General features: G+C 73.4%; 17 protein-coding genes. All 17 read right to left on the reverse strand.

Features of this window, described 5'->3' with window-relative positions; translation table 11 throughout:
* Window positions 1-30: 30 nt before the first annotated feature.
* The 17 genes from ACTMS0_RS15835 to ACTMS0_RS15915 all read right to left on the reverse strand — a co-directional run bounded on the left by ACTMS0_RS15835 (window position 31) and on the right by ACTMS0_RS15915 (window position 20,021).
* Window positions 31-951 carry a glycosyltransferase gene (locus ACTMS0_RS15835; protein ID WP_441155951.1) on the reverse strand — a complete coding sequence of 307 codons (921 nt, stop codon included), beginning with the start codon at window positions 949-951 and terminating at the stop codon, window positions 31-33.
* Window positions 948-1,562, reverse strand: a complete 615-nt coding sequence (locus tag ACTMS0_RS15840; RefSeq protein ID WP_441156206.1) for a glycosyltransferase — start codon at window positions 1,560-1,562, stop codon at window positions 948-950. Before ACTMS0_RS15840 ends, ACTMS0_RS15835 begins: the two co-directional genes overlap by 4 nt.
* A 44-nt stretch (window positions 1,563-1,606) precedes the next feature.
* Window positions 1,607-2,089, reverse strand: a complete 483-nt coding sequence (locus ACTMS0_RS15845; RefSeq protein WP_441155952.1) for a UDP-N-acetylglucosamine--LPS N-acetylglucosamine transferase — start codon at window positions 2,087-2,089, stop codon at window positions 1,607-1,609.
* 224 nt (window positions 2,090-2,313) lie between these two features.
* Window positions 2,314-3,576, reverse strand: coding sequence for a hypothetical protein (locus tag ACTMS0_RS15850; protein WP_441155953.1), 1,263 nt, complete (start codon window positions 3,574-3,576; stop codon window positions 2,314-2,316).
* Window positions 3,573-4,475 (reverse strand): sulfotransferase domain-containing protein, encoded by a 903-nt coding sequence (locus tag ACTMS0_RS15855; RefSeq protein WP_441155954.1) that lies wholly within the window; start codon window positions 4,473-4,475, stop codon window positions 3,573-3,575. Before ACTMS0_RS15855 ends, ACTMS0_RS15850 begins: the two co-directional genes overlap by 4 nt.
* Window positions 4,476-4,483: 8 nt before the next feature.
* Window positions 4,484-6,088, reverse strand: a complete 1,605-nt coding sequence (locus ACTMS0_RS15860; RefSeq protein WP_441155955.1) for a lipopolysaccharide biosynthesis protein — start codon at window positions 6,086-6,088, stop codon at window positions 4,484-4,486.
* On the reverse strand, window positions 6,085-7,446 hold the full coding sequence (locus ACTMS0_RS15865; RefSeq protein WP_441156207.1) for an O-antigen ligase family protein: 1,362 nt from the start codon (window positions 7,444-7,446) through the stop codon (window positions 6,085-6,087). Before ACTMS0_RS15865 ends, ACTMS0_RS15860 begins: the two co-directional genes overlap by 4 nt.
* A gap of 2 nt (window positions 7,447-7,448) precedes the next feature.
* Complete coding sequence (locus tag ACTMS0_RS15870) at window positions 7,449-9,062, reverse strand: lipopolysaccharide biosynthesis protein (RefSeq protein WP_441155956.1); 1,614 nt, start codon at window positions 9,060-9,062, stop codon at window positions 7,449-7,451.
* Window positions 9,063-9,218: 156 nt separating this feature from the next.
* A complete protein-coding gene (locus tag ACTMS0_RS15875; RefSeq protein WP_441156208.1) occupies window positions 9,219-11,147 on the reverse strand; it encodes a hypothetical protein in 1,929 nt (642 codons plus the stop codon).
* Window positions 11,148-11,362: 215 nt separating this feature from the next.
* On the reverse strand, window positions 11,363-13,063 hold the full coding sequence (locus ACTMS0_RS15880; protein ID WP_441155957.1) for a CBM96 family carbohydrate-binding protein: 1,701 nt from the start codon (window positions 13,061-13,063) through the stop codon (window positions 11,363-11,365).
* A 152-nt stretch (window positions 13,064-13,215) separates the two neighbouring features.
* Window positions 13,216-14,040, reverse strand: a complete 825-nt coding sequence (locus ACTMS0_RS15885; protein WP_441155958.1) for a shikimate dehydrogenase — start codon at window positions 14,038-14,040, stop codon at window positions 13,216-13,218.
* The gene (gene mltG, locus ACTMS0_RS15890; RefSeq protein WP_441155959.1) at window positions 14,040-15,242 is read right to left on the reverse strand and encodes an endolytic transglycosylase MltG; all 1,203 of its coding nucleotides are present in this window, start codon (window positions 15,240-15,242) and stop codon (window positions 14,040-14,042) included. The genes ACTMS0_RS15885 and mltG overlap by 1 nt, the downstream gene beginning before the upstream one ends.
* Window positions 15,239-15,700 (reverse strand): Holliday junction resolvase RuvX, encoded by a 462-nt coding sequence (gene ruvX, locus ACTMS0_RS15895; RefSeq protein WP_441155960.1) that lies wholly within the window; start codon window positions 15,698-15,700, stop codon window positions 15,239-15,241. Before ruvX ends, mltG begins: the two co-directional genes overlap by 4 nt.
* A 72-nt stretch (window positions 15,701-15,772) precedes the next feature.
* Window positions 15,773-18,451 (reverse strand): alanine--tRNA ligase, encoded by a 2,679-nt coding sequence (gene alaS / locus ACTMS0_RS15900; protein ID WP_441155961.1) that lies wholly within the window; start codon window positions 18,449-18,451, stop codon window positions 15,773-15,775.
* A complete protein-coding gene (locus tag ACTMS0_RS15905; protein WP_441155962.1) occupies window positions 18,448-18,753 on the reverse strand; it encodes a hypothetical protein in 306 nt (101 codons plus the stop codon). The genes alaS and ACTMS0_RS15905 overlap by 4 nt, the downstream gene beginning before the upstream one ends.
* A 32-nt stretch (window positions 18,754-18,785) precedes the next feature.
* Window positions 18,786-19,247: a DUF948 domain-containing protein gene (locus ACTMS0_RS15910; RefSeq protein WP_441155963.1), complete on the reverse strand. Its 462-nt coding sequence runs from the start codon at window positions 19,245-19,247 to the stop codon at window positions 18,786-18,788.
* 150 nt (window positions 19,248-19,397) lie between these two features.
* Window positions 19,398-20,021, reverse strand: a complete 624-nt coding sequence (locus ACTMS0_RS15915; RefSeq protein ID WP_441156209.1) for a hypothetical protein — start codon at window positions 20,019-20,021, stop codon at window positions 19,398-19,400.
* Window positions 20,022-20,892: the final 871 nt, after the last annotated feature.

Here is a 20,892-nt window from a genome sequence, read left to right on the forward strand (position 1 = left end):
TGGGGCGGTCGCGCCCGCCCCACGACGGCCTCAGATGCCCCGGCCCCGCTTGTGCAGGGTGCGCAGGACGGCGTCCGCGCGCACCACGCGCCCGGCCACGGCGAGTGCCAGGTACGCGCGCGGCTCGCGAGGGTTGCGCCGGATGGTCCGGCGCGCCCACCGCAGCGCCCCCCGCCGGTCGCCGGACGCGGCCCGGGCGAACGCGATCTGCCCGGCAACCCGCGCCTCCCCGGCCGGCTGGGTCCGGAACTCCGGATACCGTTCCAGCAGCCACTGCAACGCCTCGGAGATGGTGTCCCAGCGCTGCGCGAAGTAGGAGCGCTTGTGCCAGCGCACCAGCACGTACGGGGTGCGCAGGTTGACCAGCGGCGCGCTGCGGGCGGCCCGCAGCAGGAACTCGTAGTCCTCCGCGTAGCTGCCCGGGATCTCCTCGTCGACCAGCCCGAAGCCGTCCCGCAGGGCGGCGGCACGGATCACGAAGGTCGACGGGTGCAGCTCGGTCATCCGGTCGCGCAGCAGATCGGCGAGGGTGACCCGGTCGCGCGGCAGCGACCGGTCGACGGTGTGCCCGTCGTAGCTCACCCGGATGCCGCAGGACACGAACTCGGCCCCCGGCGCGGCGGCGAGTGCCTCGACCTGGGCCCGCAGCTTGCCGGGCAGCCACTCGTCGTCGTCGTCGCAGAAGGCGATCAGCTCGCCGGTGGCGGCGAGGGTGCCGGTGTTGCGGGCGCCGGCCAGGCCGGGGGTGCGCTCGTTGCGGACCAGCCGCACCGGCCGGCCGGGCCGGGACAGCTCGGCGAGCGTCGGGTCCGGCTCCGAGCGGTCGTACACGACGACCACCTCGACCTCGCCCGGGTATTCCTGGTCGAGGATGGCGCGCACCGCGGATCGCAGCAGCTCCGGGCGGTCCCGGGTGGGCACCACCGCACTGACGCTCGGGTGTCCGGTCATCGTCGCGCTCCCTTCCGGTGCGGCTGTGCCCACGGCCGCCACCACGTCCGCCGGCCACTGGACGCGGCCACCAACTCCTCCACGATCTCCCCGACCCGCGCCACCGCGGTCTCCCGCGCCCGGACCGAGTCGGGGTCGGCGCGGACGGTGAACCGGCTCGGGTCGGCGAGCCCGGCGGCGAGCGCCTCCACCAGCGCCTCGCGGGTCTCGCACAGCGCCACCATGCCGGCCGCGCCGAGCCGGCGCGCGAAGAGCAACTGGTGGTCGTCGACGTGCTCGCCGTGGGCCGGGTCCCGGGGGACCACGATCGGCAGGCGCCCGTGCCGACGGGCCTCCAGGATGGTGGCCGGGCCGCCGTGGCAGACCACGAGGTCGGCCCCGGACATCGCCGCCTGGAGTTCGTCGTGCCCAAGGAAGGGCACCGCGCCGGGGACGTCGGGGGCGCGGGTGTGTCCGTGCTGGACGGTCAGCGCCACCAGGTCGGTGACCTCGGGCGCCCAGCCCTCCAGCCACCCGACCAGCCGGTCGAAGGGGTGCTTGTCGGTGCCGACGGCGACCAGGACGGTGGACTGGGTCGCGCCGGCGCGGTCCCGCTGCCGCGGGACACGCACCGCGGGCTCGCACGGCGCCGCCGGCGCCGCGACCTGCTCCGCGCTCACAGGAGGGTCCCCACGACGGTCGCCTCCGGGTACTGCCGGCGCTGCTCCTCCCACTGCACGAGCATCGCGGACAGGAACGGCCGGCAGAGGCGGGCGGTCAGCGTCGGGGTGTCGATCCGGTCGTACACCTCGATGTAGACGGTCGGGATCCGCCGCAGCCACGCGAGCACCACGAACGGCACCGCGACGCCGGCGCCGGTGGTCACCACGGCGGCGACCTTCCGCCGGCGGAGCACCCGTGCCGCGAGCACCGCATTGCGGAGCAGATTGGGCACGTTGCGGGTGGTCGGGTGGTGGGCCGGGACCACGTCCTCGCCGGTGAGCAGCGAGACCGCCTCCGGCGTGTCGAAGGTGACCCAGACGCGGTGCCAGCGCTCGTACCAGGAGCGCAGTGCGAGCAGTTGGGCGAGATGCCCGCCACTCGACCCCACCAGCAGCAGGACGGGAGGATCGCCGCGATCCTCGATGTTCCTCTCCACGCGACTCCCCACGTTCGCTTGGACTTCCGATCGACGCCACGCGCGAGCAGATCACGTTTCGCGCGCGGGTTGTATAGGGCGACCGGATGATCAGCCGATCTCCGCCGGCTGCGGGGTCTGTTGCCCGCCAGACCGTCCGGCGCCATCAACGATCGTCACTAGCTGCACCCCTACCATCACACTCCGGAGTGGATCCGACGTCAACACCCGGCGGGACCAGCGGTTCACCCGCTATGTCGTTTCTCGACCACGTCCAACAGGGCGGGATGCAGCGCGGAATTCCATCCCGCCCCGGCGTCGGCGAGTCGCCACGTCCGCAGCCACATCTCCAGCAGGTACGCGTCGGCCGCCAGCCGGCGCCCCGCCGGGTCCAGGCCCAGGGCGTCACCGTACCGGTCGAGCTGGGCGTCCACCGCGCCCGCCGCGGCGGCCGCCGATTCGCCGTGCAGCACCAGGGCGCGCTGGAACGCGTCGTGCGCAAGGTCGAAGCCGAGCGGCACGTCCGGCCCGCTGTGCTCCCAGTCCCAGGCGACCAGCCGGCCGGCGTGCCGGCCCAGGTTCCACGGCACCCAGTCGCCGTGCCAGTGGCCGAACTCGACCAGGGTCCCACCGTGCCGGTGGGCCAGCGCGGCCACCGCGGCGGCCGCCCGTGCGCCGTCCGGGGTCGCCGCGGCGGCCCGCTCCGCCGTCGCGGTGAGCCGTCCCAGGAAGGTGGACCCGGCCAACGGGCGGGACGGCGCCGGCGGGCGGCCCCGTCGGGCCACCGCGAGCACCGCGGCGACCTCGGGCGGGTCGGTGACCGGCACTCCGCGTACGTCGGCCGGCAGCGGCTCGACCAGCGCCACGACCTGGCCGGCCCAGGCGGTCTCGGCGAGCAGCCGGGGCGCCACCGGGTGGTCCGGCACCCCGGCGAACACGGGCAGCTCGCGCAGGGCCGCCGCCTCGGCGGTCACCAGCGCGCGGGTGGCGTCGTTCCAGCCGATCTTGGCGTAGCCGAGCGGCCGGCCGTCCCCGTCGAACAGTTGCAGGGTCGGCTTGTGGTTCGGATCCGGTGGGCGTACGCCGCACGCCGCGTACGCCGGTGCGCCGCCGAGGAGGGCGGCGAGCCGGTGCGCGAGCAGCGCCTCGTCGGCGGCCACCCCGTCGGGCAGGGACACGGTCAGCGTCGGGAACGGGGCCAGCTCGATCCCGCGCAGGCGGGCGATCCCGCCGAGGACGGCCCGGACGGCCCGCACCTTCGGCGGCCGCAGCGCGTTGTACGCCAGCAGCGACGCGGCCGTGGCCCGGGGCGCACCCAGCGGGAGAAGGAAGCGGGCCCGCTCCTGTGACGGGACGACCGCGTACCGGGCCACCACCCGGTGACCGGCCGGCGGGTGGCCGCCCACGGTGAGCACGACCCGCTCGTCCCCGAAGACCGCACGGGTCACCCAGCCCAACCCGTCCGTGCGCGTACGCGGGTCGACGGACGTGCTCGCCGACGCGGTCACGCGGCCCGGTCCGGCCAGTCGAGGTCCATCCCGAGGCGCTCCCGCAGCGCGTCGTTGTACGGGCGGTAGTACGCGGTCAGCTCCGCCCGCAGCGCCGGGTCCAGCGGCGCGGAGCGGCGGTCGTTGTAGATCTTGAAGTTCGGCAGGTCGTGCGGCGGCAGCCCGAGGAAGTCCAACGTCCGGCGGTACGTCGACCGGGCGTCCCGGTAGAGGTCCTCACTGGGCAGGAAGAGGAACTGGTCCCGGTCGAAGCGCTCCAGCCACGGCTCCAGGTGTTCCAGGTAGCGGCCCCGGGCCCGGTACGTGTACCAGTCGTACGCCTCGCTGAAGTACTCCGGCTCGGCGATCAGCCGCTCCCGCTCCCCCGCGGTGCGCTCCTCCTCGGCGGCGAGGGCGTCGGCGAAGTCCAGCGGCTCGATGCCGTGCGTGCGCCGCTCCTTCCAGTGCGAGTACGCCCGCTCCACCGGGTCGCGCAGCAGCGCGATGAGCTTGACCGACGGCATCAGCGCGGCCACCCGCCGCGCGGCGAGCGGGTGGAACATGTACAGCGGGGCCGCCTCGCCGACCCGGACCGGGCCGCCGTGCCGCCGCTGCAGCGCCTCGCGGTGGCGCACGGTCGGGAAGTGCGAGCGGTACCACGCCTCCCCGCGCCGCCAGTGCTCCTCGAAGTAGTGGGCGGACTTCGTGTTCCACGCCGGGAAGAGCCGGGGCACCAGCGGGTGCTGGACGAGGTAGTTCCACAGCGAGGTGGTGCCACCCCGCTTCGTGCCGATGATGAGGAAGTCCGGCAGGGGCCGCCGGTCGCTGGTCCGGACGCCGTACCCGACGAGGGACTCCTTCACCCGCGCGGTCACCTGCGTCGGCACCAGCTGCTTCACCCGATCTCGCAAAGCCGGCACGACGGACCTCACCTGCCCTTCACCTGCTGCCCGGTGGGCTCACCGGCGTCCGGAGTCGCCCCCGCCCGCCCCCGTATCTGGTCCATGGTCGCCCGGATGCCTCGTCGCACCCGGGGCACCGTCAACAAGGCGACGCAGCCGGCGGCAAGCACGCCGACGGCCACCGCCAGGCCGGGGATGCCGCGCCCACCGACCAGCACCCCGATCGCCGCCGCGGCGCCCACCCCGGCGACCGTCGCCGCAGCGGCACGTAGCACCGACTTGTCGACCAGTGGCTGGCCGGTGACGATCCGGGCGCAGGCGAAGGCGGACAGGTTCTCGGTGGCAATCCCGGCTGCCCAGCCCAGTGCCGCACCGGTCACCCCGTACATGGGGATCAGCCACAGCCCGAGGGAGACGGTGACGAACAGCCCGGCCACGGTGGCGGCCAGGTGCAGCCCGCTGCGTCCACCCATCAGCAGCAGGCTCTGCGCGTTGCCGACTCCGGTGTTGACCAGCATGGCCAGCGCGAGGACGGTCATCGCGGTGGCGCCGCCGGTGAAGTCAGGGCCGAAGAGCTGCAGGAAGGCCAGCCCGAAGACGGCGAGCAGGAGGTAGATCGGCCAGGACAGCACCAGCCCCCACGCGGTCAGCTGCCGGTGCACGGCGGCTGCCGTCGCGCGCTCGCCCCGGCTGAGCAGCCGGGACAGTTGGTGCGACACCGCTACCCGCAGCCCGTGCATGGCGAGCTGGCCGGCGAGGATGTAGCGGCCGACGGCGCCGAACACGCCGGCGTCGGCCTGCCCGGCCAGCACCGAGGTGAGGAGAACCACTATCCACACGGCGCCGGTGTCGATCGCCACTGAGGCGGCCCGGGGAAGCGCGAAGCGCCAGAATGTCGACCAGTCCTCGCGCTCCGGTCGCAGGCCGGCGCCACGGCCGATGCCGAGCGGGGCGGCGACCAGCGCCAGGGACACCAGCAGAGCGACGGCCGCCGGCACCAACCAGCCGGTCATGCCGGCCAACAGGCCACCGCCGGCCAGCACCGCCGTGACGACCAGCACGGGCCGCGCCACGGGCAGCAGGACCGACTGCACCGCGACGTACGCCCGGATCGGACGTACGCAACGGAGTGCACCGAACAACAGGGTCATCGCGACCACCACCGGCACCGCCGCGAAGCTGACCGCCACCAGCGCGGCGCCGTCGGCGCCCGGGTCGTCCAGCAGGCGGGGCGCAAGCGCATCGGCGGCGAACACACCGGCGACGGCGACGGCGAGCGCGGCCGCCAGCGGCGGGAGCAGCGCCACCGGCAGCACCCGGGCGGCGTCGCCCTGCGCGCCGGCACGCCGCCGCGGCAGCATCCACACCAGGCCGGTCTCCGCCCCGAGGGTGCACACCGCGGCGACGACCGTGACCACTCCGACGGCGGCGAAGAACGCACCCGAGCCGGTGGCGCCGTAACCGCGGGTGATCACCACCGCCAGGACGAAGCCGAAGAGACCGTTGACGGCAGCGCCGGCGAGCGCGGCGGCTCCGCTTCGGGCGCCGCGCCGGATCTCCGTCGCGCCGTCCGCAGAGGGCGGCCCGGAGCCTGGATCCGCGACGGCCCGTTCGGTGCGGGTGACGGTCATGCAGGAACCGCCTTCGGGCCGGGAGCAGGACGGGACGGAGACGCACGTCGAACGGCGACCTCCCGTTCGGTCAGCGCCATCGCGAAAGCGATCGCGAAGAAGGCCACGGTGATGGTCGGGCTGGCCATGCCGTAGAACGGGATCTGCACCACGCACACCACCGGCACCACGGCCATCCACTGCCCCGGCGCCGAGCGGGCACGGGCACAGAACACGGCGGCGACCGCGAACCAGGCCAGGAAGCAGAGCAGCGCCGGTACGCCATGGCTGAACAGGACCATCCAGAGCTGCCCCTGGGTCCCGACCGGCACTCCGGAGGAGACCGTGTCCACGCTGGCCGGCGCGCCGTAGCCCAGCCACGGCGAATCACTGATCCGGCGGATCACCTCGGCGTAGAGGGCGAAGCGGTCGGCGTTCGTGGAGCTGGACTCGACCCGGTTGCCGATCAGCTCGGCGACCGGGATGAACAGCGTCACGAGCGCGCCGACGAGCAGGACCCCGACGACGGAGGCACCCACCCGGACGTTGCCGCGCCGGGCCGCCCGCAACCCGAGCACGAGCAGACCCGCGCCGAGGCTCGCGAACATCACGCGGTTCAGGGTGAGGAACGCCGGCACCAGCGACAGCGGCAGCGACACCAGCAGCGCCCACCGCAGCACGCCGCGCCGACGCAGCATGGTGTACGCCACCACGCAGGGCAGGGTCATCGCGTACGCGCTGCCGTAGTTGTTGGTGTACGGGAAGGGGGCTGCCGGCCGGTAGATCGGGTTGAGCGACCGGGCGCTGTACTCCGCCGTCGTGAGGTGCACCAGGTCCTGCGTGTAAGGGTTGCCGGCGATCCCTGCGGGCAGCAGCACCTCCACGGGGGTGGCCAGCGAGAGCGTCGGCGCCAGTACGCTCACCCAGCCCAGCACGACGAGGCCGAACCAGAACAGGCAGAGCGGCACGAGCACCGCGGCCAGGTCGACGCGTTCCCGCGCCACGACGTACACGTAGACCCCGACCACCAGGGCGGTCACGTAGAAGCCCACCCGCAGGCCAAAGGTGAGCAGCGCGCCCGGCTCCGGCAACTGGGTGGCGCTGACCATGACCAGGGCCAGAAAGAGCAGCCAGATGCCGGTGGCCGGCGGCAACGGCACCCGGCCCCGCACGAGCAGCAGCGCCAGCAGCACAGCGCCGAAGAGCGACCAGCCCAGGTAGAAGGCGCCGGCCAGCCACCAGACCGGCACCAGACCGAACATCATCCCCAGCGGCCAGACCGGCAACCGGGGTGGCGGCGGGGGCGGCGGAGGCGGCGGCCCGATCGCCGCCCGGCCCTCACCCGCCGGCTCGCTGACGGACGGCGCCCGGGTGGGCACCGTCACCCCCGCCCGCCGCGGGTCAGAACGAAGCCCAATGGGGCGACACCGGCGGCGCGCAGCCGCTCCGCGAGCCGGCGGAGATCGGCCTGCCGGGTGCGGTCCTGCTCGATCACCACGACGGCGGTGCCCTGCCGGGCCGCCGCGACACCACGCTCGTCCGCCTCGGCCGGCGGCGCGTTGAACAGCACCAGACCCTGGGCGGCGCGCTGCCGCCAGGTGCCGAACCGTACGCCGCCGGCCCCCACGGGCACCTCGTCGGCGGTCTCCCGGACCCTGCTCTTCCCGCTGACCGGCACGCCGGAGGTCACCCGGGGCAGGGTCATCGTGGCGTCCGGGTCGGTCACGGGGCGGCCGCCCGTCGGGTGCGGAGAGGGCCGCCGGACGGAGATCTGCTGGGTGATGTCGTCGACCGTGACCGCCCCGCCCTCGCGGGGCTTGGGGACGGCGGGCCGGGCCGGGTTGGCGGCCGCCGGGAGTCGCCCCAGCCCTGCCAACACCTCCGCGCGCAGCCGGTCCAGGCGGCCAGTGTCGTCGGCGACGTAGACGTCCCGCCCGGTCGCGGCCAACGCCACCGCCAGCCCGGCGGTCATCACGGTCTGGTCCTCCCGGGTGGTCAGCAGCGCCACCCGGGCCGGTTCGCGCACCCGCTCGGCGATCGCCATCGCCACGTACCGGATGTCGGCGTCCACCGCGTGCCGGGAGCCTCGCAGGCCACGGCTACGGACCGTGCCGAGCAGGGGAAGGCCGGTGGCGTCCCGGCCGTCGTCCACCGACCGGATGCGCCGGTCCACCGACTCCCAGCCGTACGCCAGCACCACACCGAGCAGGACGCCGCCGAGCAGACCGGCCAGGATGTAGAGCGGACCCCGCCCGCCGGAGGAGACCAGGGCGCGCTCGGCGCTCTGGGTGACCCAACCCGGGTTGACGTCCACCGCCGCGATCTCGGTACGCGCCGAGCTCAACTGCGTCAGCTGGCTGTTGACACCGGCGAGCTCGGCGACCGCGGCGTCGCGGGCGCCCTCGCTGGCGCTGGCCACTCGCCGTTGCAGCGCCGTCTGCTGCTCGGCGACCTTGTCGATGCTCTCGTCGTACGAGCGCAGCATCTCCTCGCGTTGCTTCTCGTACATCGAACGGCGCACATCGAGGTAGGCCTGGGCGGCGAGGTTGACGCTGCGAACCGCCTCTTCCGCCGAGCGGCCGGTGTAGGAGAAGCGCAGGATCTGCCCGCCGGTGGGCACCTCCACGTCGAGGGCGTCCCGGACGTCCCGCGGGTCCGCCGCGTTGGCCTCGGCGAGCCGCTGCACCACGTCGGTGCCGGTGGCGATGCCGCTCTCCACGTTCATGTTCACCGCGCGGTCGGCGGCGGCGCCGCTGGGCGTGAAGGCGTCGGTGACGACGGGACGGACCGCCACCACGGCGTTCGCGGTGACCGCACCGGGGACGAGGAAGACGTACCCGAGAGCGGCGACCAAGCCGACCGCGGCGACTGCCGCCACCAGCCGGATCCGGTGTAACGGGACCCGCAGCAGGTCGGTCAGGGTGACCGTACGGGCCGGCGCGCCCGCGCCCCCGGACGCGTCGGCGGACCAGGAACCGGGAGGTGCATCAGTCATGGAGCTTCACCGTCTGTTGTCGTCTCTCCGCAGGGGAACGTCGCGGGCGCCGGATACCGCGGACGGTCCCTCCCGACGTTGCAGGCCGGCGACAGGGGATCCGCCGCCGGCCCGACGTGAACAATCTACCGATCGCCCGTCACGAGCAGGTGACGGTCACTGCACGGAGAAGAACGTCCGCGGGCTGGACCAGGTCAGCTGGGCGCTGGCCGGCGCGATCACCGTGGTGCCCGCGCCGTCGACCGCCGGGCTCGCCGTGGGGTCGAAGGGCACGCTGCGCAGCGTCCCGTCCGTGCTCCCGTACACGATCTTGCCGCCGACCCAGGCCATCCCCCGCACCGCCGACCAGGTGACGCCGGTGGTGGGCAGGGTGAACTCGGTGCCGCCGAGGTAGTTCCCGTCGGTCTCGAAGTACCGGTAGTAGAGACCGCTGGCACCGCTGCGGGTGTAGTAGAGCCGGCCGTTGAGGAAGAACGCGCCGGTCATGTTCGCCGCGTTGAACCAGTCGTTGTAGCCGGAGGACTCCCACGGCGCACCGATCGTGGTGCCGTTGAACATCGAGATGTCGATCCGGCTGCCGGTGGGCGTCCCGGCGACCGTGTGCGCCCAGTAGATCCGGTCGCTCACCCGCCAGGTCGCCCCGGCACCGGTGTAGTTCGGCTGGCTGACCGTGGTCGGGGTGCCGATGGTCGTGCCGTCGAACGGCACCTTGGCCACCGTACCCTCGCCGGTGCCGAGGTAGAGGTTGCCGGTGCTGGCGGTCGGTGCGGTCTTCGGGGTGACGGTGCGGCCGCCGGAGAGCGGGAACACGCCGAGCCGGCCGTGGTACTCCCCGCCCATCCCGTCGGAGTTGTGCCCGAAGTAGAGGCCGTCGCTGCCCCGCCAGAGCACCGGCACCTGCGAGCCCCACGAGCTGGTGCCGGCCGGCATGGAGGAGCTGCCCCGACGGCCGGGGTTCCAGGCCACGGGCATGCCGGTGGCGGGGGTGACGGCGGCGATGCCGAGCCGGTCGATCGCGCCGGGACCGGCGGCGTCGTGGGCGTTCGGGTTGTTCAGCCAGCGGAAGTGTCCACCGAGATAGATGACGTTGTCCGCGACCTCGACGGAGGTGATCGTGTCGTTGCCGGTGTAGTCGACCCAGGTGCCGAGCTGACCGCCGCCCCGCGCGGCGGTCTCGAACCGCACGAGCGCGTCGCAGTACGCGGCCGGCCACCCCGCGCCGCCGTTCGTGCCGACGACGAACCAGCTACCGTCACCGCCGAACTTCACGTCCTGTACGTAGTGCACGAAGGTCGCCGGGGCCGCGCACGCCGGGACGAACTTCTCGGTGCTCCAGTCGATCACGGACGGCGTGCCGGAGAGGTTGACCAGCGCCATCTGGTTGCGCGACTGGCCGTTGACATACATGAAGTTGCCGCCGACGACCAGTGTGTTCCCGTCCGGGGTGACGTCGATCGTCCACGCGTACGGGCTGGTGCTGTGTCGCCCGACGGAGGTGTTGACGTTGAAGCCGGAGTCGATCGCGCCGGTGGTGGCGTTGAGCCGGGCGAGCCCGGAGTGCGCGGTGCCGTTGATCCAGTTGAACGCACCGGCCAGGTACAGCCAGTTGTCGTGCAGCACCATGTCACGGATCATGCCGCCGTCGGAGCGCCCGACCCAGCTGTCGACGATCGCCCCGATGGTCGGGTTGAGCGCCACCAGGTTCTTCCGGGACACGCCGTTGACAATCTTGAAGCCGCCGCCCACGATCAGCGTGCCGTTCGGGCCGGCGATCAGCGAGTTGACCGGCCCGTCGAGCACCGGCAGGAAGGTCGTCGAGATCGTGCCGGTGGTCCGGTCGTACGCGAACAGGTAGCTGCGGGTCGTCCAGGCCGCGCTCGCGTTCTGCCGGATCTGGGTGAAGCTGCCACCGACGTACACCATGGAGCCGACCTGCGCGAACGCGCGGGTCTCGCCGTCGCGGGCGTGCGGGGTGGCGTCGGCCGGGTTGGTCGACACCAGGGTCTGCGTCTCGGGAGCCGGCACCACGGCGGCGGACGCCGCCGACGGGACGGCCACCACGGCGGCGACGGTCACCAGACCGATCGCGGCCGCGCGGATGCGGAATCCGGCAGATCGCCGAGAGAGCGAGACTTCGGGCACGCTGCGCCTCCAAGCTGGATGAGAACCCGCGTAGCGTGCCTCGCCGACCCTGGTTGGCGATATCCGCCGATTGGGCGGTCAGGCACCCCACGCGACGACGGCGAGCGTACCGGGTCGGATGTCCGACTCTCCGTCCGCCATCCCATCGCGTCGCGTGGTCAGTTCGCTCCGGTCGGTTGGCGCAGGTAGCCGTCCCGTCCGGCGCGGGCGAATCCCGCGAGGGCGGACGCGTCATGGTTCATGGTCATGTCGCAGGTGCGCGTCCGGGTGGTCATGCCGGCGGAGTTGAAGTAGATCGTCGCCTTGATCTTCGGGTGCGCCTTGAGCGCGGCGGGGAACTCCTCGAACCAGCGCCGCTTGGCGTCCGGGTCGGTCGAGTTGACGTTGGTCCCGAACTCCGCGAGCATCCGCGGTTTGCCGGCGCCGATGCCGTTCTGGTCGAGCCAGCGGTAGAAGCTGCCGACGGTGGTCGCCGGGGTCTTCCAGACGGTGCTGCCGTTGCAGACGTGGAAGTTGTACGGGTCCCAGGCGACCCAGTCCACGTAGCGGTCGCCCGGGTACAGCCCCGGGTACCGGCTGTAGTGGCCCGACCAGCCCATCATCGTCCACACCCAGACCGCGTTGTGGGCCCCGGCGGCGGCGAACCGGTCGTGGACGTGCCGCCACGCGCGCACGAAGTCGGCGTCGCTGCCCTTGGCCGGCTCGTCCTCCGGCTCGTGGTCGAAGCCCATGAACACCGGCACGCCGGTGGCCCGGATCCGGCCGGCGACCGCGTCGATGGTCGCGTCGTGCCGGCCGCTGTAGACGTCCTTCCAGGTCAGCACCGCGCCGGAGGAGAAGACGCGGGACTCCCAGGCGAAGAACATCAGCCGGCCCTCGCGCATCTGCTGCTGCTCGTACGCGTCGGGGAAGGCCCCGTTGCTGCCGGTGTTCGAGAAGTCGTGGTAGCGGTGCACGATGTCGAACTTCCGCCCGACCTGCGCCTCCACGTCGGTGATGGCCCGGCCGTGGTCCCACGTGGCGGGGTCCGTCGGTGAGTACATGCCCCACCAGGCGCCGCAGGAGGGCACCAGCTTCGACGAGACCTGCCCGCAGCCGCCGGGGCGCGGCGACGGCGTCAGGGTCGGGCTCGGCGCCGGACGGCTCGGGCTGGCGCTCGGGGACGGCGGGGGCGCGGGCGGGGTGGTCGGGACCGTCGTGCGGCTCGGCCAGGGCGCGGCGCTGCTCGGCGCCGGTGTCGGGCGGCTGCCGACGTCGTAGCGGAGGACCAGGCGGGGACGCAGGTCGGGGTTGCGGTTCTCCGACGACGCCCAGTAGACCCGGGTCTCCAGCCCGGCCTGGGCCAGCGACACCGTGACCGTGCCGTTGCCGGTCACCAGCTTCGACACGTCCCACTCGTTGAAGCCGGGCTCGACCCCCGCGACGCTGTCGAGGGCGGCGCCCACCGGCGCCGGCGCGGGCCGCCCCAGCCGGGCGTCCACCGTGGAGGCGTGGGCGGTCACCGTCGCGTCGAACTCCTGCCAGGCGTGCACCCGCAGCGTGGCCCGGATGTTGACGGCGTTCGCCGGCAGGGCGGTCACCGCGAACTGGAGGACCGCCTCACGCATGCCGCGCGGGTTGGCGTCGCAGCGGACCGGGCAGGTGGCGAGGGTCGTCTTGGCGCCGTTGTCGCCGTCCTGAGACACCGTGGTGGCGGTCGTGTCGGCCACCGCCCGCACGGACAGGTCGTCGGCCGCGAGCAGCGGCATCACGCCGGCCACCAGCCCGCCGACCACCGTCGCGGCGGCCACGCCGACCAGCGCCGCCTTGCGCCGCGGGCCGTGGTGCCGGGTGAGTCGGTGCACTCCGCGCCTGCCCAACAAAACTCCCTGTGTCTGCTGCGCTTACTCTCGGCAGCGTAGCGATGGCCGCGACACGACGTGGGGACGACAGCGGGACCTAAGCGCGTCTTAACCGTCGCCTAAGTATTCCGCGTACGCCCACAGCGGACGGTGCCCTCCTGCCTGGGAGGTCAGTCGCCACGCGCCGCCGCCAGGGCGGCGGCCATCGCCGCACGGGGTGCGGGCACGCCGGTGAACTGCTCGAACTGCCCGACCGCCTGGGCCAGCAGCAGGTCGAGGCCGGAGACGATCCGGCAGCCCGCCGCGTGCGCGGCGGCCGCCAGAGGCGTCGGCCACGGGTCGTAGAGGGCGTCGAAGAGCACGGTCGCCGGATGCCAGGCCACCGTGCCCGCCAGCGGATCGGCGACCCCCTTCGGCACGGTGGAGATCACCACGTCGGCGGCGGCGTGCTCGACGGCCTGGGCCCACGACGCGCCGACGAGCGGCACGCCGACCGCCCCGGCCACCGGCCGCAGGTCGTCGATCGCCTCGGCGCGCCGGGCCACCACGGTCACCGCCCGCGCACGCAACTGCGCCGCCGCGGCGACCGCCGCCCGCGCGGTGCCGCCGGCGCCGAGCACCGTCACGGTGGCGTCCGGCCGTACGCCGGCGTCGGCCAGCACCTCGACCATGCCGGCCACGTCCGTGTTGTCCGCGTACCAGGTGCCGTCCGGACGCCGTACCAGCGTGTTGGCGGCGCCGACGGCGGTCGCGACGGGCGACGCGGCCGCCGCCACCGCGAGCGCCGCCTCCTTCCCGGGCATGGTCACCGACAGGCCGGCCCACTCCGGGCCCAGTCCGGCGACCAGGGCCGGCAGCTCCGACTCCGCGCACTCGAACCGGGTGTACGACCAGCCGGCCAGGCCGGCCGCCGCGTAGCCGGCGTTGTGGATCACCGGGGAGAGGGAGTGCGCGATCGGCTTGCCGACCACCGCCGCCCGCCGCGCGACCGCCATCAGATGATCCCGGCCTCCCGCGCCTTGGCCTCGTTGCGCTGGTGCTCGGCGTACGTCTCGGCGAACGCGGAGTGCCCCTCGTCGTCGATGGCGACGAAGAAGAGCCAGTTGCCCTTGGGCGGGTTCATCGCTCCGGCCAGCGCGTCCTTGCCCGGGTTGTTGATCGGGCCGGGGACCATGCCCCGCAGCTTGCGGTTGTACGGGTTCTTCGGGTTGTCCAGCTCGGCCGCGGTCATGTCCTTGGAGGCCTTGGTCCGCTGCCCGGTCAGCTCCAGGTAGTAGTTGACCGTGACGTCCATCTCCAGGCAGCCGCACGGGAAGTTGCCCTTGTACACCCGGTTGTAGGCGACCCGGGAGACCTTGCCGAGGTCGTCCTTGTTGCCGGCCTCCGCCTGCGCGAGCGACGCCACGATCAGCGCCTCGTACGGGCTGACCCCACCCAGGCCCTTCTGCACCTTGTCGGCGAACTGGAGCTCACCGGTGACGGCGACGAAGTTCTCCACCATCAGCTTGAGGATCGACTCGGCGGTCGCCTTCGGCGGGATCTCGTACGTGTCCGGGTAGAGGAAACCCTCGACCGACTTCGCCGCCTTCTTGCCGTCGCCGCGGTTGAACCACCAGTCCGGTACGCCGAGCGCGATCGGGTCCTTCGCCGCCGCCTCGAACTCCTTGACCGGGATCTTGGTCTTCTCGGAGAGCAGCTCGTAGACCTTCTTGGCGGTGCGCCCCTCCGGGACGGTGATCCCGTTCACGACGCGGTTCTTCGGGTCGAGCATCGCCGTGACGGCGCTCACGCCGCTCATCTGCTTGCGCAGCTTGTACAGGCCCGGCTGGATGTTCGTGCTGCGCGAGTTCTCCTCCGCCGCCTCGATGAACGCCTTGGTGCTCTTGACGACCCCCGCGTCGTAGAGCGCCACCGCCATGTCGGCGATCAGGGCACCCTGCTTGATCTCGACGGTCACCTCGCCGGTGCCGCTGCCCTCGTAGTCCGGAGTGACGAAGTAGCTCTGGATCCGGTCGAAGCCGTAGAAGGCGCCGCCGCCGATGCCACCGAGCAGGACGAGGGCCAACAGCAGGGCCAGGACGGTCTTACCGCGCCCGCCGCCCGAGCCGTTCTTGCGCTTGCGCACGTAGCCGCGCCGGTGCCGGCCCTTCTCCCCCTGTTCCTGCTCATCGAACCCGAGATCCAGATCGTCGATCATCCTGTCCGCCTCCGCTGCGCGTCCAGCCAGCTCTGCAGAATCTCCACCGCGGCGGCCTGGTCGACCACCGCGCGTTGTCGTCGTCCCCGGACACCACGCTCCGCAAGCCTACGAGAAGCCACGACGGTGGACATCCTCTCGTCGGTGAGCGCTACCGGGACGGGCGCTATTACATCGGCCAGACGGCCAGCGTACGCCTTCGCGTGGACAGCGGCCGGGCCCTGCTTTCCCGCGAGGGTGACCGGAAGACCGACGACAACCTCGACCGCCTCGTGCTCCGCGACCAGCGCAGCCAGCTCGGCAATGTCACTCGGGACCGCGTCGGGAGACGCCGTGAGGTCACGGGCCAGCGTGACCAGCGGGGTGGCCAGCACACCGTGCGGGTCCGACCGGGCCACCCCCACCCGGACCTGCCCGACGTCCACGCCGAGCCGGACTCCCCGAGAGAGCTCAGTCACCGACGGTCACCACCCACACAGACGGGCCAGGGCGGACCGGCTGGTCCGCCCTGGCCGTGCCCGAAAGGAACATCACGCCTCGGCGATGGCCTTCTCGACGGTGCGGAGCAGGTTGGGCGCCTCCGCCGCCGGCAGGCCGCCGCCCTGGGCCAGGTCGGCGCTGCCCCCGCCACGGCCGGAGAAGGCCGCCTTGACCAGGTCGGCCGCCGACAGGCCGCGGCCGCGGGCGGCGGGATTGACCGCCACCACCAGCGACGCCTTGCCGTTTGCCCGGGCGGCCACCGCGACCACCGCCGGCCGCGCCGGATCGATCTTGCCGCGGATCTCCTGGGCGAGCGTCCGCACGTCGTTGCCGGCCGCGCCCTCCGGGGCCTCAGTGCCGACGTACGCGACACCACGCACGTCCTTCGCCTGCGCCGCGAGCGCCGCCGCCCCGCCCAGCACCAGCTGGGCCCGCAGCTTCTCCAACTCCTTCTCCGCGTCGCGCAGCTGGGTGACCGTCTGCTCGACCCGGTCGGCGACCTGCTCGCTGGGCACCCGGTACAGCTCGGCCAGCCGGGAGACCAGCAGGTGCTCACGGGCGAGGAAGTTGAACGCGTCCATCCCGACCAGCGCCTCGACCCGGCGGACACCGGACCCGATGGACGACTCGGACAGGATCTTCACCACGCCGAGCTGGCCGGAGCGGGCGACGTGGGTGCCACCGCACAGCTCCCGGGCGTAGTCGCCGACCTCGACGACCCGCACCTGCTCGCCGTACTTCTCACCGAACAGCGCCATCGCGCCGATGCGCCGCGCCTCCTCCAGCGAGGTGACGAACGCGTGCACCTCCAGGTCCGCCAGCAGCACCTCGTTGACCTGCTGCTCGACGTCGCGCAGCACGCTCGGCGCCACCCCGGTCGGCGTGTTGAAGTCGAACCGCAGCCGGCCCGGCGCGTTCAGCGAACCGGCCTGGGTGGCCGACTCACCGAGGAAGTTGCGCATGGTCTGGTGGACCAGGTGGGTCGCGGTGTGCGACCGGGAGATCGCCCGGCGGCGGCTCGTGTCGATCTCGGCGAAGCCGGTCTCGCCGGCGCGCACCTCACCCCGGATCACCCGGGCCCGGTGCACGATCAGACCGGGCACCGGCTGCTGCACGTCGAGGACCTCGACCTGCCCGCCGTCCACCGTGATCCTGCCCAGGTCGGGCTGCTGCCCACCGCCCTCGGCGTAGAACGGGGTCGCGTCGAGCACCAGCTCGACCGTGTCCCCCTCGACCGCCGCTCCGCGCGGACCGTCGGCACCGAGGACCGCCCGCACCCGCGACTCCCGGGCGACCTCGTGGTAGCCGGTGAACGTGACCGGCCCGCCCTCGTCGAGCACCGCCCGGTACGACGACAGGTCGGTGTGCCCCGTCTTGCGCGCCTGGGCATCGGCCTTCGCCCGGGCCCGCTGGTCGGCCATCAGCCGGCGGAAGCCCTCGGCGTCGACCTGCAGGCCCTGCTCCGCCGCGATCTCCAGCGTGAGGTCGATCGGGAAGCCGTACGTGTCGTGCAGCTGGAAGGCCTTCTCGCCGCTGATCGCCGCGCCGCCCGCGGTGCGGGTCTCCGTGATCGCGGTCTCCAGGATCGTGGTGCCGGCCCGCAGCGTGGAGAGGAACGCCTCCTCCTCCGCGTACGCGTAATCCGCGATCCGGTCGAAGTCGGCGGCCAGCTCCGGGTACGACGGCGCCATGCAGTCCCGGGCGACCGGCAGCAGCTCGGGCAGCGCCCGCTCCTGCCAGCCGAGCAGCCGGACCGCGCGGATCGCGCGGCGCATGATGCGGCGCAGCACGTACCCGCGCCCCTCGTTGCTCGGGGTCACGCCGTCGCCGATCAGCATCAGCGCGGTGCGGACGTGGTCGGCGACGACCCGCAGCCGCACGTCGTCCGGGTGCGACTCGCTGGCGACGTGCCCGGAGTGGACGCCGTACCGCTTGCCGGTCAGCTCGGCGGCCTTGTCCAGGATCGGCCGGACCTCGTCGATCTCGTACAGGTTGTCGACGCCCTGGAGGATCGACGCCATCCGCTCCAGGCCCATGCCGGTGTCGATGTTCTTCGCCGGCAGATCCCCGAGGATCGGGTAGTCCTCCTTGCCGGTGCCCGGACCCCGCTCGTACTGCATGAAGACGAGGTTCCAGAACTCCATGTAGCGGTCCTCGTCGACCGCCGGGCCGCCCTCGCGGCCATACTCCGGCCCGCGGTCGTAGAACAGCTCGGAGCACGGGCCGCAGGGGCCGGGGATGCCCATCGACCAGAAGTTGTCCGCCTTGCCGCGGCGCACGATCCGCGCGGCCGGCACGCCGACCGACCGCCAGATCTCGAACGCCTCGTCGTCGTCCAGGTAGACCGTGGGCCAGATCCGGTCGGGGTCCAGCCCGTACCCACCGGCGTCGACCGACTTGGTCGCCAGGTCCCAGGCGAACGGGATCGCCCCGTCCTTGAAGTAGTCCCCGAAGGAGAAGTTGCCGTTCATCTGGAAGAACGTGCCGTGCCGGCTGGTCTTGCCGACCTCGTCGATGTCCGGCGTACGGATGCACTTCTGCACGCTGACCGCCCGCCGGTACGGCGGGGTCTGCTGGCCCAGGAAGTAGGGGACGAACTGCACCATGCCGGCGTTGACGAACAGCAGGTTCGGGTCGCTGATGGCGGGCAGCGGAGCGGACGGCACCACGGTGTGGCCATTCGCCTCGAAGTGCGCGAGGTACCGCCGCTTGATCTCCGCCGTCTTCATCGCTCGTGTTCCTCCGGGAAAATCTCTCGATCGCCGATGCGCGGGTCCTCCCGCAGGTCGGCGAACTGGTCGTCGAACGCCTCGCCGCGGGCGAAGGCCTCGTGGATCTCCTGCTCCCTCTCGGCCATCCCGATCCGGACGTCCTCCACGAAGCTACGCAGCGACTCCACCAGGCTGCCAGCGGATTCCGACAGCCCGCTCGCGATCCCGGCCGGCGTGTAGGCCTGCGCGGTCCGGGTGGCCTTGCGGACCACCACCACGCCGACGGCCAGGCCGATACCGAGCCAGAACAACCGCCTCATGCTCTCATCCTCCTGCTCGCCACCGGCCCGGGTCAGCGGTTGCCGCGCCGGGCCGCCCGCCGCTGCTGCTTGATGGTGTCGCGGACCTCACGCTCGGTCTCGGCGTGCCGCCGCGCGGAGGCGGCCCGGCGGACGCCGTAGCCGAAGGCGGCGACCTTGACCAGCGGGTTGGCGGCGGCGGCGGAGACGACGGTGGCGAGGTTGGCGATGTTGGCGGTGACGTTCTGCGCGTGGCTGGTCATGGTGTCGACCTTCGCGAGCTGGAGGTTGACGCCGTCCAGCGAGGTCTGCACCTGCTCCAGCGCGGTGTTGACGTTCTTCACCGTGGTGTTGACGTCGCCGAGCAGCGGGGCGGTGCGGTCGTTGAGGTCGTTGATCATCCGGGTGGCGGCGTCCACGGTGTGCCGCAGCCGCAGGATGGGCAGCATCAGGATCAACACCAGCATCGCGAACGCGATCGCCGCGATCAGCGCCGCGACCTCTCCAAAGTCCACGCCTGTCCTCCTCAAGCCGAATCCGCGGCGCCGGGCGTCCCGGAGCGCGCGACCGTCGTACCCACAACCACGCCGCGCGCCCGGAGACGGATCAACGGGAGCAGGCGGGCCTGCCAGCCCCAGACCCTACCGTCCGTGATGGAAACCGGCTCAGGACGGTGAGGGTGTCAATTCACCGAGCGGGTCCTCGGACAGCGTCGGGAAGGGATCCTCACCGGTCAGCGACGGGTCGGTGCTCGGCTGCGGCCGCGTACGGTCGTCGTCGATCGCGTTGCGGACCTTCATCGACACCAACGAGCCGGCGCACTCCTCCGCTGCGGCCGACGGATCGGGCGACGGAACGACCGCCGGTTCCCCGTCCACCGGCGGCGGCACGCAGGTCGGCTCGCGCACCCACAGGTCGAGGGTCAACTCGTCCCGGCGCCAGCAGGTGTAGCTGCCCTTCGCCGGCTGCTCCGGGCAGCGCGTCACCTTCCACGGCTGCCAGCCGTCCTTCGCCAGGGCCGCCTCGTACGCCTGCGCGGTCTCCTCCGGTGACTTCTCGGACTCCACGGTGCGCTCCCGCAGCCGGCAGTCGAGCAGGCACCAGCGACTGCCGCTCACGTCGTCGACCGTCTCCACCGCCGCCCAGCTCGGGACGTCCAACTGGTCGAGCGTGTCGAACGCCGGGTCGCGGCTCAGGGTCCGGAGACCGAAGAAGAGCGGCACGGCGCCGAGCAGCACGATGCTGACCAGCGCGAGGACGCCCATCCGCAGCCGCCGCCGCTCGCGCATCTGCCGGCGCAGCTCCGACCGGGCGCCGCTCAGCCCGCCCGAGTTCGTCGCGTCGTCGGCGTCCGGCTCGGTGGGCCGCCGCAGCGGCGGGCCGTCCGGCGGCGGCACGGCGGCCGCGGCCACCGGCGGTACGACGGCCGCGCGGGCGAGCGCCGGCTCGGCCGGTCGCACGGGCGACACGCCGGAGGGCTCCGGCCGACCGGGCTCCCGTTGCGGCGGCAGGGCTCGGCCGTACGACCGGTCCTCGGGGCCGGGCCGGGGCCCGGCGGGTCGGGCCACACCGGCCGGCGGGCGCGGGCCACCGGATGTCGGCTCCGGCCGGCCCTCGTCGACGGGCGGCCGGCCGGGGACGGGGGCGCCGCCCCGAGCACCGGGCGGTCCGGCAGCGGGACGGGCCGTGCCGGGCGGTGTCGGGCCGGCCGGCGCGGCGCCGGGACGAACGGCGCCGGGCGGGGCCGCGGCGCCGCGCGCGCCGCCGGGACGGGCGACGCCGGGCGGCGTCGGGCCGCCGGCGGCAGGCCCGGCGGGTGGGTTCGCCGCGCCGGGGCGCGGCGGGGTCGCGGCACCGCGGACCGGTCCGGTGTCGGGACGTGCGCCGCCGTGCGGCGGGCCGTCCGGTCGGCGCGGGCCGGCCGGGCGGGCGTCCCCCCCGGCGGTACGCAGGTCGCCCGCGCCACCCTGACCGGGGCGGTCGGGCGCCCCGGCTGCGGGTTGGTGCGGCAGGTCAGGCGTCACCGGTCCGGGTGCCGGAGCGGCCGGTCGGGCGGCACCCCGGCCGGTGACCGGCCCGCTGGGGGCACCGCCGGTCGGGCGGGCACGACCGGTCGGGGCCCGGCCGGCGTCCGTACCCTCCCGAGGCGGCTCGAGGCCC

Origin of the sequence: Micromonospora sp. H33 (assembly GCF_052068455.1) — a bacterium.
Taxonomy (GTDB): Bacteria; Actinomycetota; Actinomycetes; order Mycobacteriales; family Micromonosporaceae; genus Micromonospora.

What these genes read in the sequence shown, in the direction of transcription:
- ACTMS0_RS15885 (WP_441155958.1), bottom strand. Translation starts at nt 14,040, where the DNA reads ATGGCGGTCGCGCGGCGGGCGGCGGTGGTCGGCAAGCCGATCGCGCAC.
- alaS (WP_441155961.1), bottom strand. Translation starts at nt 18,451, where the DNA reads ATGAAGACGGCGGAGATCAAGCGGCGGTACCTCGCGCACTTCGAGGCG.
- ACTMS0_RS15835 (WP_441155951.1), bottom strand. Translation starts at nt 951, where the DNA reads ATGACCGGACACCCGAGCGTCAGTGCGGTGGTGCCCACCCGGGACCGC.
- ACTMS0_RS15915 (WP_441156209.1), bottom strand. Translation starts at nt 20,021, where the DNA reads ATGCGCGAGCGGCGGCGGCTGCGGATGGGCGTCCTCGCGCTGGTCAGC.
- ACTMS0_RS15905 (WP_441155962.1), bottom strand. Translation starts at nt 18,753, where the DNA reads ATGAGGCGGTTGTTCTGGCTCGGTATCGGCCTGGCCGTCGGCGTGGTG.
- ACTMS0_RS15870 (WP_441155956.1), bottom strand. Translation starts at nt 9,062, where the DNA reads ATGACTGATGCACCTCCCGGTTCCTGGTCCGCCGACGCGTCCGGGGGC.
- mltG (WP_441155959.1), bottom strand. Translation starts at nt 15,242, where the DNA reads ATGATCGACGATCTGGATCTCGGGTTCGATGAGCAGGAACAGGGGGAG.
- ACTMS0_RS15860 (WP_441155955.1), bottom strand. Translation starts at nt 6,088, where the DNA reads ATGACCGTCACCCGCACCGAACGGGCCGTCGCGGATCCAGGCTCCGGG.